Below are 17,416 nucleotides of genomic sequence, written 5' to 3' on the forward strand. Positions count from 1 at the left end.
ACCTTCCGGGAGAGCGGGTGAGATCGGTTCAGGTGCAGCTCAGGCGCCGAACCGTCGGACACCTGGGCAACCCGCTCAACTCGCCCGCAGATCCACCAGTTCCGCCATCGCGTCCCGCCCGGTCTGCCAGTCCCCGGTCAGGTTGGTGAGGAAAACCAGGTGCTCCAGGGCCTCGTCGAACTCCGCCCGCCGCGCCGGGTCCAGCGCGTGGAGCTTACGGAGCGCGGCGACCCGGACCGTGGCGGCGCGTACCGCGTTGCCGAGTTCGCCGTCCTCGGTGAGCGCCTCGATGTGCGGACCGAGGTTGCCGACCGCCTGGTCCAGGGAGGACGCCGGAATGGTGTCGTCGTCGACCGCGTCACGCAGCGCGTCCATCCCCCGCGGCGTGTCCTGACGGTCGTTGAGCAGGAACTCTGCGTACCTCAGCCGGCGGAGGAACCGGGGCTCGGCGGACTCGGCGCCGAGGTCGTCGCGCAGCACCCGTTCGGCCTCGTCCAAGCGGCCCTGCCGCCGCAGGAGCAGCGCCCGGTTCGCGGTCACCGCCGGGTCCCAGTGGTCCGGATAGAGCTCGTGAACCGGCATGGATCGAGGGCGGCCCTCAACCGGATCGCTCGACGAGAGCGCGGTGACGTCGAGATCCCAGTACCAGGTGTCGACCCGGCCGGCGTGGCTGATCTCGCAGGTCAGTCGCCACCGCCGCCAGGTCGGGGTGCCGGTGACCGGGGCGACGACCAGGATGCCGGTCTTGCCGGCGGCGACGACGAACGACAGCGGTCCGGCCCGTACCCAGGTGGCGGCCGGCGGGTCGGCGTCGAGAAGGACCACCACGTCCGGCTGCGCGAGTGGCCGGTATGCGGCGGCCGATCGCTCCGCGGGCGCTCGAAACGGCTCGTAGGCGATCAGTGCCTCCCGGTATGGCGACGGGCTCAGGTACATCGTCGGCAAGCGGGAGAAGCGGTCGTTCGACAGCGGCGTGGCGGCGACCGACCGAAGGGACGCCGGTCCGCTCGCGGGAGCGGTGATGGTGAGGATGACGTTGTGCCCGGTGGCGGGAATCCAGCGGCCTTCGGGACCGACGTCGTCGCCCGGCGAGACGACCAGGGCCATGTGACTGTGAACGGCGAGTTCGGCTCGATACGGTGCGCTGTCCGGACGGCCCTGTACCGGGATCGTCCGCTGCGGACGCTGCTCGAGGTGAGCGGTGACCTGGGAGGACTGCGCGATCGGACGGGGCGGCACGGTTTCGCGGGGCGGCACGGCTTCGCGGCGGAAGAACCGGTCGAGAAGTCCCATCAGCCGGCGACCTGGTCCCGGGCGACGGTCCGGAACGGGAGCCCACCGGCGTCGACCCGCAGCGAGCCGGTGCGGCCGCGAGTGGACCAGTCCAGCCAGAGGAACCACCGCACGTCACCCGTGCCGGTGTGCACCGCCAGGTCGAAGACCTCGGTCTCGTCCCGCTCCACCCGGTAGGGGAAGTCGGTGTCCCCGGCCGGGCGGACCGCGGGGTGCCCGTCGAGATCCACGCGGAACGGGCGCACCGGAAGCGATCCCATCTGCGGCGCCAGATCGCCGTCGCTGTCGTGGCGGCCGACCACCTCGGCACGCATACCGGTGATCAGCACGGGTGCGGCGGCCTGACCGGTGACCACGACCTGGACGGTGTGCCCGCTGGCCGGGACGTCGACGGTCCGGCCGTCGGGCTCGGTCAGCACGACGTAGTCCAGGTCCTTGATCCGGCTGCTCCAGCTGAGTGGCTCGGTCGTGAGTTCCTCGCGCTGTTCGCGGCGGCGGGTCAGGGCCGCCTGCAACTGCTTGGGGCCGTCCTGGCTCAGGTAGGCCACCAGGGCTGCCCCCGCGACGCCGCCGATCGAGGCGAGCACCACGCCGGGGGAGAAGACGGCCATCGCCCCGCCGAGCGCGGCGGCCACCATGACCGCGGCGGCGATCAGCAACCACACGCGTGTCCGAGTCATGCACCCCCGCGTCCCCCGCACTGCCACCGTGCGTGTTCGAAGTCCCACCAGCAGTGTTCACAGGTTAGGGGGAACGGTCCACTGAGGTCACTCCGCTGTTCGGTGAAGGCCTCGTCGGTGACCCACGCGGCGTACTCGTCCAGGCCCATCGCCTCGATCAGGACGGCGGTCTGGGTGTGCTGGGCGGCCAGCGCGCGCACCTTGCGTTCGACGGTTGCCGGGTCGAGGGCGAGGTGCAGGGCCAGGCCGGAGGACGGGTGGGTGACCGGGTAGCCGGGTGCGAACACGTCGAAGCGGTCGTTGACCGGGCGCCACTGCTCGGCCCAGGTGTCGGTGACGGCGGACTGCAGCAGCCGGGTGTGCGCGGGTGCGGCGTGCTCGACCGCGGCGGTGGTCCAGCGGCCGACGGCCTGGTGGTCGGGGTGGCCGGTGTTGCCGTCCGGGCCGAAGCTCACCACCGTGTCCGGGCGGATCTCGTCGATGAGGTCGCAGAGCCGGGCGACCGCGCCGGAGGGCGGCACCCGGCCGCATTCGCCGTCGCGGTATCCGAGCCAGTGGTGCTCGGTGACACCGAGCACGTCCAGGCAGTTCCGCAGTTCCGCGGTGCGCTGGGCCGGGTCGCCACCGAGTTCACCGCGGGTGGCGGTCACGCACACCACCCGGGAGCCGGCGTCGCGGGCCAGCGCCATCAGGCCGCCCGTGAGGTAGGCCTCGTCGTCCGGGTGCGCCCAGACGCCGAGGATCGTGCCGAGTTCGGAGATCTGATTCATGCCCCGAGGGTGGCGGCCCGCGCTTGCCGGGCGCTTGCCGAGTCCTTACCGGGGGAAGTCGGCGAGTTCCTGCACCGCGGCCGCCAGGTCCTTGTCGTAGCCGGCGGCGGCCAGTTCGGCGCAGCCCGGGTCGCCGGCGCCGGCGAGGCGGCGGATGTCGTGGATCGAGGCGCTGATGCGGTCGCGGACCTCGCGGACGATCTGCCGGCCGGGTCCGCGCCAGCCGTACGCGTCAAGAAACAGGCGCAGGCGCCGGGGCCGGTCGGCGAAGGCGCTGAAGCCCTCGGCCTCGGCGACGTGCCGGGCGGACAGCGGCACCCAGGCGAAGGCGGCGAAGGCGATGTCGGCCTCGCGGGTGACCGGCCCGGCGAACTCCCAGCCGAAGAAGCCGGTGATCCGGCCGCCGGAACGGACCACATTGCACGGTGCGGCGTCGTTGTGGCCGATGATCAGGCCGGGTTCCCAGGTGCCGCCCTTGCGCCAGACCGCGCCGTCCGGCGGGACGAAGTCGGCGACGGCGGCGTGGTACTCGCGCAGCCACTGTGCGACCTGCCACAGGGTCTCGTCGCTGTGCACCCAGCTCGGCCAGGGCAGGTCGGCGCCGAGTGCCTCACCGGGCAGCAGGGACTGGGTGTCCCGGCCCCGGTCGTCGACGCCGAGCGTGGCCGGTGCACCGTCGAAACCGGCGTCGGCCAGGTGCTGCAGCAGCGCCTGAACCGCCGGGGTCCACGGTCCGGCCGGACGGCGTACGGTCCGCTCGACGCGAACCGCACCACCCGTCCGGCCGCCGGGTAACTCGTGTTCCATGCTCATGATCAACTACCGTAACCCGGCGGTAGCCGACCATGGGGTGACCGGGAGGTGACGTCCGTCAGGCGAACACCTCTCCGGCTTGCGACTTGGCGATCAGCAGTGGCGGCGGGTTGAACCGGTCGCCGTAGCGTTCGGCCAGCTCACGGGCGCGGGCGATGAAGCCGGGAAGCCCGCCCTCGTACTGGTTGACGTATTGCAGAACGCCACCGGTCCAGCCCGGGTAGCCGATGCCGAGAATCGAGCCGATGTTCGCCTCCGGCACCGAGAGCAGCACACCCTCGTCGAGGCACTTGACGGTCTCGATCGCCTCGATGAAGAGCATCCGCTCCTTGAGGTCCTCGAACGGCACCTGGACGTCCGGCTTGGCGAAGGCCGACAGGCCCGGCCACAGCCCGGCGCGCTTGCCGTCGGCGTACTCGTAGAAGCCCGCACCGCCGGAGCGGCCCGGCCGGCCGAACTCGTCGACCATCCGGTCGATGACCTCGTCGGCCGGATGCGACTCCCACGGGACGCCCGCGGCCTCCGCGGCGGCCCGGTACTCCTTGCGGATCTTGCGGGGCAGGGTGAGTGTCAGCTCGTCCATCAGCTGCAGCACCGGTGCCGGGTATCCGGCCTGGCTGCTGGCCTGCTCGATGCTGGCCGGCGGCACACCCTCGGCCAGCATCGAGATGCCCTCGTTGGTGAAGGTCCCGATCACCCGGCTGGTGAAGAAGCCGCGGCTGTCGTTGACCACGATCGGCGTCTTGCGCAGCCGCTGCACCACGCCCAGTGCACGGCGCAGCGCCTCGTCACCGGTCTTCTCGCCCTTGATGACCTCGACCAGGGGCATCTTGTCGACCGGTGAAAAGAAGTGCAGGCCGATGAAGTCGGCCTGCCGGCGCACACCGTCGGCGAGCAGCGTGATCGGCAGCGTCGAGGTGTTGGAGCAGAGCAGCGCGTCCGGCGCGACGATGCCCTCGATCTCGGCGAAGACCTTGTGCTTGAGGGCCGGGTCCTCGAAGACCGCCTCGATCACCACGTCCGCGCCGGCCAGGTCGGCCACCTGGTCGGTCGCCGTGATCCGGTCGAGCAGCTCCTGGCCCTTCTCCGGCGTGATCCGGCCGCGCCCGGAGTCCTTCGCGACGATCTTCTCGGAGTACGCCTTACCGCGCTTGGCACCCTCCAGGGACACGTCACGCAGCACCACGTCGAGCCCGGAGCGCGCGCACACGTACGCGATAGCCGCCCCCATCATGCCGGCGCCGAGCACCGCGACCTTGCGCACCGGCGGCACGTCGCCGATCTGCCGGTTGTTCACCGCGTTCAGATCGAAGAAGAACGCCTTGACCATGTTCTTGGTGACCTGGCCGGTGACCAGCTCGATGAAGTACCGAGTCTCGATCACGAAGGCGGTGTCGACGTCGACCTGGGCGCCCTCGACCGCGGCCGACAGGATGTTGCGCGGCGCCGGGTAGGGCGCGCCCTTGAGCTGCTTGCGCAGGTTGGCCGGGAAGGCGGGCAGGTTGGCCGCGAGCGCCGGGGTGGACGGGCTGCCACCGGGGATCTTGTAGCCCTTCACGTCCCACGGCTGCTGGGCGGCCGGATTCGCCTTGATCCACTCGCGGGCGGCGGTCAGCAGCTGCTCGGGAGTGTCGACCAGCTCGTCGATCAGGCCGATCTCCTTGGCGGCCGGCGCGCGGTGCCGGGTGCCCTTGAGCAGCACCTGCATGAGCGCGGTCATCAGGCCGAGCAGGCGGACCGTGCGCACCACGCCGCCGCCGGCGGGCAGCAGGCCGAGGGTGACCTCGGGCAGGCCGACCTCGAGCCGCGGGTTGTTCAGCGCGATCCGGCGGTGGCAGGCCAGCGCCAGTTCCAGGCCGCCGCCCAGGGCGGAGCCGTTGAGCGCGGCGACCACCGGCCTGCCGAGCGTCTCCAGACGGCGCAGCTGGCCCTTGACGTGCGTGGAGACCTCGAACACGCCGGCGGCGCCTTCCGGCGGCACCGAGCCGAGCTGGTCCAGGTCGCCGCCGGCGAACCAGGACTTCTTGGCGGACGTGATGATCACGCCGGTGATGCTGTCGCGCTCGGCCTCGAGGCGGTCGACGGTCTCGCCCATGCTGCGCACGTACGCGTCGTTCATGGTGTTGGCGCCGCGGGACGGGTCGTCGAGGGTGAGCACGACGATGCCGTCGTCACCGCGGTCCCAGCGAATGGTCTCGGTCATCAAAATCCCCTCAGAGCCGTTCGACGATGGTGGCGATGCCCATGCCGCCGCCGATGCAGAGCGTGGCCAGGCCGTACCGCCCGCCGCGCCGCTCCAGCTCGTCGACGAGGGTGCCGAGGATCATGGCGCCGGTGGCGCCGAGCGGGTGGCCCATGGCGATCGCGCCGCCGTTGACGTTCACGATCTCCGGGTCGAGCTTCATGTCGTCGATGTAGTGCAGGACCACCGCGGCGAACGCCTCGTTGATCTCGACGAGGTCCAGGTCGTCCACGGTGAGGCCGGCCTTGGCGAGGGCCTTGCGGGACGCCGGCGCGGGACCGGTGAGCATGATCGTCGGGTCGGCGCCGCTGAGCGCCGCCGAGACGATCCGGGCGCGCGGGGCGATGCCGGCACGCTGCCCGGCGGCCTCCGAGCCGATGAGTACGAGAGCCGCGCCGTCCACGATGCCGGACGAGTTGCCCGCCGAGTGGACGTGGTTGATCCTCTCGACCCAGTGGTACTTCTGCAGCGCCACGGCGTCGAACCCGCCCGCCTCGCCGATCATGGCGAAGGAGGCGGGCAGCGCACCCAGCCCCGCCACCGTCGAGTCCGGCCGGATGTGCTCGTCGCGGTCGAGGATGAGCAGGCCGTTGCGGTCGCGGACCGGCACCACGGACTTCTCGAAATAGCCGTTCTGCCAGGCCTTCGCGGCTTTCTGCTGCGAGCCGAGGGCGAACGTGTCGACGTCGGTGCGGCTGAAGCCGTCCATCGTGGCGATCAGGTCGGCGCTGATGCCCTGCGGGATGAAGTCGGTCTTGAGGTTGGTCTCCGGGTCGAGCGCCCAGGCGCCGCCGTCGGAGCCCATCGGCACCCGCGACATCGACTCGACGCCGCCGGCCAGGACCAGGTCCTCCCACCCGGAGCGGATCTTCTGCGCGGCGACGTTGACCGCCTCCAGGCCGGAGCCGCAGAAGCGGTTGAGCTGAACGCCGGCCACCTCGTAGGGCAGGCCGGCGGCGACCGCGGCGGTCTTGGCGATGACCGATCCCTGGTCGCCGAGCGGGGAGACGACGCCGAGCACGACGTCCTCGATGTCGGCCGGGTCCACGCCGGGGAAGCGGCGGCGCAGCTCGTCGATGAGTCCGACGACCAGCGAGATGGGCTTCACCCCGTAGAGCGAGCCGGTCTTTTTGCCGCGTCCGCGCGGGGTGCGCACAGCGTCGTAGATGAACGCCTCGGTTGTCATCGCCTACTCCCTCGGGTGCGAATTGCGGCTAACTTTTGCCGATGTTTCCGCTAGGTGTCAAGGTTATGTGACTTGATGTGCAGCGAACTCCAGATCACGGTTAGGCTGTCCGGCGTGCACGTGACCGAGGCCGGCGATCCGGCGCCGAGCGCGGCCCGGAAACGGCCGAAGGACCGCAAGGCGCAGCTCGCGCTGGCCGCCGCGGAGCTGTTCTGCGAGCGCGGTTATCACGGGGTGAGCCTCGACGAGATCGCCACCGCGGTGGGCATCAGCGGGCCGGCGATCTACCGGCACTTTCCGAACAAGTACGCGATGCTCGTGCACGCCACCCGCCAGATGTCCGAAACCGTTCTGGCCGCGACCGAGGGGCCGGCCGAATTGGAGACGCTGCTCGGTGTGCTGTCGCGTCTCTCGGTCGAGGGCCGCCGGGTCGCGGGCCTCTATCAGTGGGAGTGGCGCTACCTGGAGGAGGACCACCGGGACGAGTTCCGGGCGGACGTCGTCACGCTGGTGCACCGTTTGGCCGTACCCCTCATGGGTGTGCGCCCGGAGCTCACGGACCTGGACGCCGCCGCTCTGGTCCGCGCCGCACTCAGCGTTTTCGGCAGTCTCGGCACTCACCGCGCGGTGATCGCAAAAGGTCGCGCCGAGGCCGCGCTGCATCGCATCGCGCGGGCGGTGCTGCGCGATGAGCCACCCACGCCCCTGCCTCCGGCGCCGGATGATCAGGGGGACGAGCCGGCTTTGCGGGTGGGCGCGCGCCGCGAGATCCTTCTGGCCGAGGCGGTCAGGCTTTTTCATCGGTACGGGTACCACGCTGTCGGTGTCGAGGAGATCGGCCGAGCGGCGGGCATCAACGCGTCCAGTGTTTATCGGTACTTCCCCGGCAAGGCCGACATCCTGGCCGCCGCCTTCTACCGCGCGTCCGAGCGGGTCGCCGAGGTGACCGCGACCGCGCTGCAGGGCGCCCGGGACGACGAGGACGCGCTGCGCCGGATGGCCGATTCCTACGTCGACCTGACGTTCGAGCGCAGTGCGCTGGTCTCGGTCTACCTGGCCGAGAACAACAACCTGCCCAGCACCGACCGGCACGAGTTGCGCAAGGTCCAGCGCCTGCACGTGGAGGAGTGGGTGCGGCTGCTCGTCCGGCTGCGCCCGGAAGTGCCCGCCGCCGAGGCGCGCGTCCTGGTGCACGCCGCGCTCAACCTGGTGACCGATCTGAGCCGGTGGGTGCGGTTCGACCGGCGCACCGGGATGGACCGCCACCTGGTGCGACTCGCGCTCACCGTCCTGAAAAGTTAAGCCAAATTCACCAGCAGGCGGATCTTCGGCCTGTGTGCCCTTCCCAGGAAGTTAATCGGCGTTTACAGTCGCGCCGGATACCCGTGTGCCTCACGTCACACTCCTGCGAAGGGGTAGATCATGGACTCCGACCTCGCCCGGCGGTGCGCGGACACCGCCCGCGGCCTGACCGTTCCCGCACTGCTGCACCGCAACGCCACCGAGTACGGCGACCTGCCCGCCCTGAGCGTTCTCGGTCAGGACGGCACGCGAACCTGGCGCGAACTGCGCGATGAGGTCGCCGTCCTGTCCCGCGGTCTCGCCGATCTGGGCCTGCGCTCCGGTGACCGTCTGCTGATCATGATGTCCAGCCGTCCCGAGCACTGGCTCGTCGACCTCGCCGCCGTCCACCTCGGCGCGGTCCCGTCCACCGTCTACGCGACGCTCTCCGACAGCCAGTTGCAGTACGTGGCCGCACACAGCGCCGCCGAGATCCTGGTGCTGGAGAACGACGCGTCCTACGACCGGTGGAAACCGATCCTCGCCGAGCTGCCGGGCCTGCGGCACGTGGTGATCGTCGACAGCGAGGGCGACCAGTCGCTGCGGCAGCTGATCGCCGGCGCCGAGGCCGATTCGGCGGCTTTCGAGAAGACCTGGCGCGAGGTGCGCCCCGAGCAGCCGGTCACGCTGCTCTACACCTCCGGCACCACCGGCGACCCGAAGGGCGTGGTGCTCACCCACCACAACGTGATCTACCAGTCGGTGATCCTGGAACAGACCGTGGAGACGCCCGACCACGCGGACTCGCTGGCGTACCTGCCGCTCGCGCACATCGCCGAGCGGATGCTGGGCATCTACAACCCGATCTACCGGGCCGGGCACGTCACGATCTGCCCCGACCCCACGCAGCTGCTCGCCGGGCTGGTCCGGATCCGGCCGATCGCGTTCTTCGGCGTACCGCGGATCTGGGAGAAGATGGTCGCCGGTGTACAGGGCCAACTGGCCACGGTCGACCCGCCGGTGCGCGCCGCGATCGACGCGGCCCGCGCTGTCGCGCTGGAGGTCTACCGGCTGCGCGGCGCGGAGCAGGAGGTCCCGGAGGATCTGGCGGCTCGGCGGGCGGCGATCGACGCGCAGGTGCTGCGGCCGCTGCGGGCCCGGCTCGGCCTGGACAACCTGGTCTGGCCGAGCAGCGGTGCCGCGCCGATCCCGGTGGACGTGCTGCTTTACCTGGCGAGCCTCGGTGTCGACGTGCTCGAGGTGTGGGGCATGACCGAGACCACCGGCACCTGCACGATCAACACGCCGGAGCACTTCCGTACCGGCTCGGTCGGGCGGGTCAACCCCGGTATGGAACTGCGGCTCGGCGAGGACGGCGAGATCCTGGTGCGCGGGCCGCTGGTCTGCGCCGGGTACCTGCGCGCGGACGGCGGGATCGACCCGGTCACCGACGCGGACGGCTGGCTGGCCACCGGCGACGTGGGCACCCTCGACGCCGACGGGTTCCTGACCATCACCGACCGCAAGAAGGAACTGATCATCAACTCCAGCGGGAAGAACATCTCACCCGCGCAGATCGAGAACCTGCTGCGGGCGCACCCGCTGATCGCACAGGCGGTGGCGATCGGCGACCGCCGCCCGTACGTCACGGCGCTGATCGTGCTGGACGAGGAGGCCGCACCGGTCTGGGCCCGGAGCCGGGGAGTCGCCGCCGCCACGGTGGCGGAGCTGGCCGCCGACCCCGCGGTGACCGCGGAGATCGGCGCGGCGGTCGAGGCCGCCAACGCCAAGCTGGCCCGTCCGGAACAGATCAAGACATACCGGATCCTGGGCTCGGGCTGGACACCGGAGAGCGGCGAGCTGACCCCGACGCTCAAGCTGCGCCGGCGGATCATTCAGGAACGGTACGCGGGGGAGATCGGCGAACTGTACGGAGAATAGAGCGGAACAGAGGGCGACTCCGGTCGCCCTCTGTTTCAGACTGACCTGGGATCAGCAGTACCACCAGGTGGCCTTCTTGAAGCCCTTGGCGAATCCCAGGTCGTATCCCTTCATGTAGTCCTTCTCATGGCTCGTGAGGCTGCGCAGCGAGTTGTACGACTTCGTCTCGCAGTCCTTGCCTGCCGCCCAGCCCGCCTTGTAGCCGTCGTTGTAGCCCTTCTGCCAGTCCTTGTATCCGCTGGACTGCACGGTGCCGGCCGGTTCGGCTGCGGCGGGCGACATGGTCACGGCCTGAGTGAGGCCGGCCGTACCGAGAATGAACGCGGTTCCCAGCGTCGCCGTGATTTTACGGATCTGCATGATGACTCAACCCCCGTGATGGTTCCGGAATTGTTTTCCGGGGCGGGTTCCCGTCCCATGAGCAAGAAACCTACGCCGGGCTTTTCAAGGTCATCAGGAAATGCTGCCGGGGGCCACCGGCACGGCAGTTCTTTCGGATGATCGGATGAGGTGGGGCCGGTAGAGCGGTTTACCGGCTTCCGGCTTTCGGTGGAGACGGTGCGGTGCCGGCCGCGGGCAGGATGATCGTGGATCTTGCCGGGCTGTCGACGGGGGTACGTGTGGAACTCGGTCGGCTGTCGCGCCGGTATGTGCTGTCTGTGGGAGCGTTGGGGCTGGTGGCGGCGTGTGCACCCGATGCGCCGCCGCCCTCTTTCTCTCCTGAAGTTGAAACGCCTCGTGCGACTGCGGCGCCGAGCACGAGTTCCGCGCCGGTTGTCGTGCGCGGCGGGCCGGTGCCTTTCACGCCAGGCAGGGCGATGCTCGGGTCCTATTCAGCGCTCGGCGGAAAATCGCTGACACAGAGCCTGGCGCTGCGGCGGAAACAGCTGGGGCGGGAACAGCGAATAGTGCACCGGTTCTATCCGTGGGACGGTTTCGTGCCCACCTCGGAGCCGGAGGTCGCGAAAAGCAGCATCCTCATGGTCTCCTGGCACGGCGCGCCGCTCGCCGCGATCACCGGCGGATCGGCGGACGGCCTGATCCGGTCGGTGGCCCGGAAACTGAAAGGGATGCGGCGCCCGATTCTGCTCCGCTGGGCCTGGGAGATGAACGGCGACTGGTTCGAGTGGGGCGGCTCGCCGGAACTGTACGTGAAAGCCTATCGGCGGATCCACCGCGTCTTCGGCGACGTGGGCGCCGACAATGTCGCGTGGGTGTGGAGCCCGAACTGGAACTCGTCGCCGGACACGCCCGCGAACCGGATCGCGAAATACTATCCGGGGGATTCGTATGTGGACTGGGTGGGAGTGTCCGGCTACAACTTCTTCGGCGAGTCGCCGTCCACGTTGTTCAGCCGTGTCATCGACCTCTACGGAAATAGAAAGCCGGTGATCCTCTCCGAGACCGCAGCGGTGTCGGACAAGGCCGGCTACATCAAGAAGCTGTGCAAATGGGTCGATCGCACCCCGTCGGTCGGCGCCGTGGTCTGGTTCGACACCGACATCCAGGACGGCACCACGAACAACTTCCGCTTCGACACCGACGCCGCCGCCCTGTCGGCCTATCGGGAGATGGCTCGCAGCCGGCGGTTCTCGGGGTAGTCACAGCCGTCGCTCGACGATCCCGAGGTGGTCTCCCATCAACTCTGGCGCCAGAGCGTGACCTCGCCATTCGTCCACGTCGTGCAGTCCGGCGCATCCGGGCGTCCCGGGTCTCTGACCGACCCGGAGACGCCCGCACCGGCGAGGCGACGGTAGTACGGGTTCGACCCCATCAGCTCGTCGTGGGTGCCCTCGGCCGCCACCACGCCGCCGTCCACCACGAGGACGCGGTCGGCGGAGCGGACCGTTGAGAAGCGGTGGGCGATCACGACCAGCGCGCACACCTTCGCCACATCGCGCAGTGCCGCCGCCAGGGCCTGTTCGCTGTCCGGGTCCAGGTGTGCGGTCGGCTCGTCGAGCAGGATCAGCTGCGGGCGGGCGAGCAGGCAGCGGGCGATCGCGACCCGCTGCCGCTGGCCGCCGGATAGCCGGTCGCCGCGCTCGCCGACCGGGGTGTCCAGCCCGTACGGCAGCGACTCCACCACCGAGGTCAGCCCAGTGATCGTGAGGATCCGGGCCACCTCGCCGTCCTCGACCGGGCCCGAGCCGTACAGCAGGTTCTCGCGGAGCGTGCCGGCCAGCAGCGGGCAGTCCTGCTCGACCAGGCCGACGGCGGCGCGGTGCCAGTCGTACGGCAGGTACCGCCCGCGCAGCAGGACGCTGCCGCGGTCCGGCTCGTAGAAGCGTTCGGCCAGCGCGAACACCGTCGACTTCCCGGCTCCCGACGGCCCGACCAGCGCGACCACACTCCGGTCCGGCACCGTGAGGCGCAGGCCGCGCAGTACGGGGCGTCCCGGGTCGTACCCGAACCAGACGTCGCGGAACTCCAGCACCGGCGGCTCGCCGCGCATCGGGACCACCGCCACCGCGGAGTCCCGCTCCACCGGCAGCGCCAGCACCTCGTTGATCCGGTGCAGGGCCCCGGAGCCCTGCTGCACCGCGCTCACCGCCTGGAAGATCTCGTAGATGGGAGCCGCCAGGTACGTCATGGCCAGCGTGAACGCCACCAGCCGCCCCAGGCTGGTCTCCCCCGTCGCCACCCGGCCGGCGCCGACCAGCAGCACCGCCAGGAACGCCCCGCTGACCGCCAGGTCGTTGGTCGGCCCGCTCAGCGCGACGAGGCGGGCCATCCGCAGGTTGGCCCGGTACGCGCGACCCGCCGCCCGGGTCAGCCGGGCGTGTTCCACCGGTTCGGCGCGGCAGGCCCGCACCGTGCGGATGCCGCCCAGCACCCGCTCCAGGTCGGCGAGCAGCGTGCCCTCGGCCGCCTGCGCGGTGCGGGACGCCCGGCGTAACCGGCGCACGACCAGGAGCAGGCCGCCGACCGCGACCCCGAACAGCACGACGACGAGGGTTAGCAGCCAGCGGTCCAGCCAGCCCAGCACGGCCACCACGGCGACCAGGCCCGCCACACCGGCGATCCCGGTGCCGAGGCTCTGGGCCACCAGCATCTTCACCACTGTCGTGTCGCCGCAGGCTCGCGCGATCACATCGCCGACGCGGACCCGGTCCAGCACTGACAGCCGTACCCTCAGCAGGTGGCCGGTGACCGTACGCCGCAGGTCCCGGGTCATCGTCTCCCCGGTGCGGGCCTGCACGTACCGGGCCAGCGCCAGCGTGAACGCCTGCGCCACGAACAGCGCGGCCAGCACCGCGCAGACCGTCCACGGCACCCGGCCGCCCGCCGCCTCGTCGACCGCACGGCCGGCCAGCAGCGGCTGCGCGAGGGCCAGCGCCGAGCCGAGCAGGCTCAGGCAGGCCGACACGCCGATCCACCGGCGGTAGCCCCGGGTGAGCCGGCGCAGGTCCCGCCACCGGGCCCGGTCGGTGCTGCGGTCATCGGACACGGAAGCGACGCTAAACAGCGCTGATCACGCACGGCAATCGGGTGATCACCCTGGTGCCGCCGCCCGTGAGCGGCGCAACTCCTCCAGCGGGTGAAAGGATCCCGGAATGACCTTGCTGGCCGCGTTGCACCAGGACGACGATCTCGCGGACGCGGTCGTCACGGCTGACGGGGCGATGTCCCGGCACGAGTTGCTCGAGCGGGCCTCGCGAGTCGCCGCGGAGATCGCCGGGGCGCCGATCGTGGCGGTGGACGCGACGCCGACCGCGGCGACGATCGTGGCGATCACGGGGGCGCTGCTCGCGGGTGTGCCCGTGGTCCCGATTCCGCCCGACGCCGGCGAGCTCGAACGCGAGCACATCCTGCGGGACTCCAGGGCCACCCTCCTGCCCATAACCGATAAAAGCAAAATATCGGGTACGTCGCCGGGGACGGACGCGGCGCTCGTGCTCTACACCAGCGGAACCACGGGACCGCCGAAAGGCGTCGTCATCTCCCGGGCCGCCATCGCCGCCGACCTCGACGCCCTCGCGGCCGCCTGGGACTGGACCGCCGACGACACGCTCGTGCACGGCCTGCCGCTCTTCCACGTGCACGGGCTCGTCCTCGGCGTGCTCGGCCCGCTGCGGCTGGGATCACGGCTGGTGCACACCGGGCGTCCGGCGCCGGAGGCGTACGCAAAAGCAGCCGGCACCCTCTATTTCGGCGTGCCCACCGTCTGGTCCCGGATCGCCGCCGCACCGGGCGCCGCCCGCGCCCTGGCCTCCGCCCGCCTGCTCGTCTCCGGCAGCGCCCCGCTGCCCGTGCCGGTCTTCGAGGCACTCGCCGAGCTGACCGGCCAGGCCCCCGTCGAGCGCTACGGCATGACCGAAACCCTGATCACCGTGAGCGCCCGCGCCGACGGTGAACGCCGCCCCGGTCACGTCGGGCTGCCCCTGCCCGGCATCACCACCCGCCTCGTCGACGAGTCCGGCGCCGTCCTGCCCGCCGACGGCACCACGATCGGCCATCTCCAGCTGCGCGGCCCCACGCTTCTCGACGGCTACCTCGACGGCGCCGGCGGCATCCGCCCGCCCGTCCTCGACGACGGCTGGTTCCCCACCGGCGACGTCGCCACGATCGGGCCCGACGGCTGGCACCGCATCGTCGGCCGCGCCTCCACCGACCTGATCAAGACCGGCGGATACCGGGTCGGCGCCGGCGAGGTCGAGGACGCCCTGCTGCTGCACCCCGCCGTACGCGAGGCCGCCGTGATCGGCACCGCCCACCCAGACCTCGGCGAGCAGATCACCGCGTACGTCGTCGCCGGACCGGTCACCCCGGACGAACTGATCGCGTTCGTGGCCGAACGCCTCGCCGTCCACAAACGGCCCCGGATCGTGCGCCTGGTGCCGGAACTGCCCCGCAACGCCATGGGAAAGGTGCAGAAGAAGCTGCTCGGCACACCGTGAAATGCTCAGGTCGGCTCCGCCGGGACCGATCACTCGGAGCATGGTGAAGCCAACGCGCCAAGCAGCCTACGGGGCTGCGCTGGTTCTCATCATGTCCGGATTCTGGTTCGTGACCGGTGCCGTCATCGGTCTCAACGCCCGGGCGCTGGGCGCGGCGCCGTGGCTGCTCTGGCCCTCCACGATCGGCGCCGCCGCGACCGCCACGGTCAGCGGCCTGATCGCCGCCCGCACCGCGACCGGACCGGCCCGCGACTTCTGGCGCCGTCTCACCTTCACCACCGGCTGGCTGCTCGCCGGCACGATCGGGCAGACCGCCGAGACCCTGGCGACCGGCCCGCACGCCGAGATGCGGCCGGTCACCGCCGCCTGCTACCTGACCGCGGTGGTCGTCGCGATCGTCGCCCTCGTCCGGTTGCCGCGCCCGCGCCGCAGCTGGCGCGCCACCGTCGCGATGTGCCTCGACATCGCGGTGGTCACAGTCGCCGCCGCCGTCATCATCACGCACTTCATGTGGATCACGTCGGCGCCCACCACGCACGGCAACGTCGAGGCCGTGATGCTGGTGGTCGTGCTCGCCGCGGCCTGCGCCGCCGTCGTCGGCGTCATCAAGGTCGGGGTGACCCGCAGCGGCGCCGTGCACCGCACCTCGCTCTGGGCACTGATGCCGATCGGCCTGCTCTCCCCGCTGTCCTGGGCGGTGACGCCCCTGCTGGAGAGCCGCGACTACCTCAACCCGACAGTGGTCACCCTGCCCGCCGCGAGCCTGTTCTTCGCACTCGCCGCGGGCCTGCAGACCCGGGCCAACCTGGCACCCGCTCCGGCCCGGCCGGTGTGGGGCGGCCGGCAGCCGGGCCACCTGGGCATCTGGCGGCAGGTGAGCCCGGTGCCGTACGCGGCCGTCGCGGTCACCGCCGTCCTGCTGACCGCGGTGACCGTGCAACTCGGGCACCTTCCGCCCAACCTGGCCGGCGGCTCGGTGGTGCTCACCCTGCTCGTCATGGTCCGCCAGATCGCGGCGCTCTCGGACAACAGGGTCCTGCTCGACCGGCTCGACACGCAGGCGAACCACGACGACCTCACCGGCCTGCCCAACCGGCGGCTGTTCACCGCGAAGCTGGCCCGCCACACCGGCGCCACCACGGTGGCCGTCTGCGACCTGGACGGGTTCGCCGCGCTCAACGACCGGCTCGGCGACGAGGCCGGCGACGCACTGCTGCGCGCCGCCGCGGACCGGGTCGCCGTGACCGCCGGTGCCGGCGCGGTCGTCGCCCGCCTGCTCGGTGACGAGTTCGGCGTTCTGCTGCCCGGCGAGGAGCCGGCCGTGGCGGAGGCGCTCCTGCAGGCGTTCCGCGGCCCGCTGCGCGTCGACGGGCACGACCTGCTGGTCACCGTCACCGTCGGCGTCGCCACCGGCGACGCGAGCGCCTCCACGGAGCTGCTGCGCCGCGCCGAGGTGGCGCTGCAGGCCGCCAAGGCCACCGGCACCAACCGGCACCGGGAGCACACCGCCGACCTCGACGCCACCGCCCAGCACCACGCGGAGCTGGCCGCCGCGCTGCGCCTCGGCCTGGACCGCGGCGAGTTCCGGCTGCTGTACCAGCCGATCGTGGAGCTGCCCGGCGGCGCCATCACCGGTGTCGAGGCGCTGGTCCGCTGGCATCCCGCGGACGGATCGGTGGTACCGCCGGCCGAGTTCATCCCGGTCGCCGAGCACAGCGGGCTGATCATCGATCTGGGTGCCTGGATCCTCGACACCGCCTGCGCCGACGCCGCGACCTGGCAGCGCCGGCACGGTGCCGGCGGTCCCCGCGTCAACATCAACGTCTCGGCACGGCAGCTGCTCGACCCGGACCTGCCCGGTCTGGTCGCCGGCGCCCTGCGGCGGCACGGGCTGGCACCCGACCGGATCACCATCGAGATCACCGAGACCGCGGTCTTCGCCGGCGGTGCGGGGCTGACCACCGTACGTCAGCTTCGTGACCTCGGCGTCGGCGTGGCTCTGGACGACTTCGGTACGGGCCACAGCTCCCTGACCCTGCTGCGCACCTGCCCGGTGACCACCCTGAAGGTCGACAAGTCGTTCATCGACGACCTGAACGGCACCGCCGAGCAGGAGGCGATCGCCACCTCGCTGAGCACCATCGCCGGCACCCTGGGCCTGCGCGCCGTAGCCGAGGGCGTGGAGACCCGTGAGCAGGCCACCCGCCTGCACGATCTGGGCTATCGGTACGCGCAGGGCTACTACTTCGCCCGCCCCGCGCCCGCCGCCCGGATCGACGAGGCTCTCGCCGCGCCGCTGGTGGCGCTATAGT

General features: G+C 71.2%; 13 protein-coding genes. 5 read left to right on the forward strand and 8 right to left on the reverse strand.

The features are described 5' to 3' along the window. Window positions 1-75 precede the first annotated feature (75 nt). From AB0M02_RS18370 to AB0M02_RS18395, 6 genes are read right to left on the reverse strand one after another with little or no spacing between them, the layout of a single operon-like run. On the reverse strand, window positions 76-1,293 hold the full coding sequence (locus AB0M02_RS18370) for a hypothetical protein (protein ID WP_364228176.1): 1,218 nt from the start codon (window positions 1,291-1,293) through the stop codon (window positions 76-78). Further along, entirely contained in the window at window positions 1,293-1,973 is a 681-nt protein-coding gene (locus tag AB0M02_RS18375; protein ID WP_364228178.1) for a hypothetical protein, read from the reverse strand. Before AB0M02_RS18375 ends, AB0M02_RS18370 begins: the two co-directional genes overlap by 1 nt. Continuing rightward, complete coding sequence (locus AB0M02_RS18380; RefSeq protein WP_364228179.1) at window positions 1,970-2,743, reverse strand: PIG-L family deacetylase; 774 nt, start codon at window positions 2,741-2,743, stop codon at window positions 1,970-1,972. Before AB0M02_RS18380 ends, AB0M02_RS18375 begins: the two co-directional genes overlap by 4 nt. Window positions 2,744-2,788: 45 nt before the next feature. Beyond that, entirely contained in the window at window positions 2,789-3,556 is a 768-nt protein-coding gene (locus tag AB0M02_RS18385; protein ID WP_364228180.1) for a phosphotransferase, read from the reverse strand. Window positions 3,557-3,614: 58 nt separating this feature from the next. Continuing rightward, window positions 3,615-5,759, reverse strand: a complete 2,145-nt coding sequence (locus tag AB0M02_RS18390; protein WP_364228181.1) for a 3-hydroxyacyl-CoA dehydrogenase NAD-binding domain-containing protein — start codon at window positions 5,757-5,759, stop codon at window positions 3,615-3,617. Between the two features lie 10 nt (window positions 5,760-5,769). Beyond that, entirely contained in the window at window positions 5,770-6,984 is a 1,215-nt protein-coding gene (locus AB0M02_RS18395; protein ID WP_364228182.1) for an acetyl-CoA C-acetyltransferase, read from the reverse strand. A gap of 114 nt (window positions 6,985-7,098) precedes the next feature. On the opposite strand from AB0M02_RS18395, the gene AB0M02_RS18400 reads away from it, so the two are divergent. Continuing rightward, the gene (locus tag AB0M02_RS18400; protein ID WP_364228184.1) at window positions 7,099-8,286 is read left to right on the forward strand and encodes a TetR/AcrR family transcriptional regulator; all 1,188 of its coding nucleotides are present in this window, start codon (window positions 7,099-7,101) and stop codon (window positions 8,284-8,286) included. A 120-nt stretch (window positions 8,287-8,406) separates the two neighbouring features. Then, window positions 8,407-10,206: an AMP-dependent synthetase/ligase gene (locus AB0M02_RS18405; protein ID WP_364228185.1), complete on the forward strand. Its 1,800-nt coding sequence runs from the start codon at window positions 8,407-8,409 to the stop codon at window positions 10,204-10,206. A gap of 51 nt (window positions 10,207-10,257) precedes the next feature. On the opposite strand, the gene AB0M02_RS18410 is transcribed toward AB0M02_RS18405, so the two are convergent. Then, on the reverse strand, window positions 10,258-10,566 hold the full coding sequence (locus tag AB0M02_RS18410) for a hypothetical protein (protein ID WP_364228187.1): 309 nt from the start codon (window positions 10,564-10,566) through the stop codon (window positions 10,258-10,260). Between the two features lie 203 nt (window positions 10,567-10,769). Here AB0M02_RS18410 and AB0M02_RS18415 point away from each other — a divergent pair, with 203 nt between their 5' ends. Continuing rightward, entirely contained in the window at window positions 10,770-11,807 is a 1,038-nt protein-coding gene (locus AB0M02_RS18415; protein WP_364228189.1) for a glycosyl hydrolase, read from the forward strand. Window positions 11,808-11,845: 38 nt separating this feature from the next. Here AB0M02_RS18415 and AB0M02_RS18420 read toward each other — a convergent pair whose 3' ends face one another. After that, window positions 11,846-13,654, reverse strand: coding sequence for an ABC transporter ATP-binding protein (locus AB0M02_RS18420; RefSeq protein WP_364228191.1), 1,809 nt, complete (start codon window positions 13,652-13,654; stop codon window positions 11,846-11,848). Window positions 13,655-13,760: 106 nt separating this feature from the next. Here AB0M02_RS18420 and AB0M02_RS18425 point away from each other — a divergent pair, with 106 nt between their 5' ends. Then, window positions 13,761-15,104 (forward strand): AMP-binding protein, encoded by a 1,344-nt coding sequence (locus AB0M02_RS18425; protein WP_364228193.1) that lies wholly within the window; start codon window positions 13,761-13,763, stop codon window positions 15,102-15,104. A 91-nt stretch (window positions 15,105-15,195) separates the two neighbouring features. Then, the gene (locus AB0M02_RS18430) at window positions 15,196-17,415 is read left to right on the forward strand and encodes a bifunctional diguanylate cyclase/phosphodiesterase (RefSeq protein WP_364228195.1); all 2,220 of its coding nucleotides are present in this window, start codon (window positions 15,196-15,198) and stop codon (window positions 17,413-17,415) included. The last annotated feature ends 1 nt before the right edge of the window (window position 17,416 follow it).

It is taken from the genome of Actinoplanes sp. NPDC051861 (genome assembly GCF_040681145.1).
Lineage (GTDB): Bacteria > Actinomycetota > Actinomycetes > Mycobacteriales > Micromonosporaceae > Actinoplanes.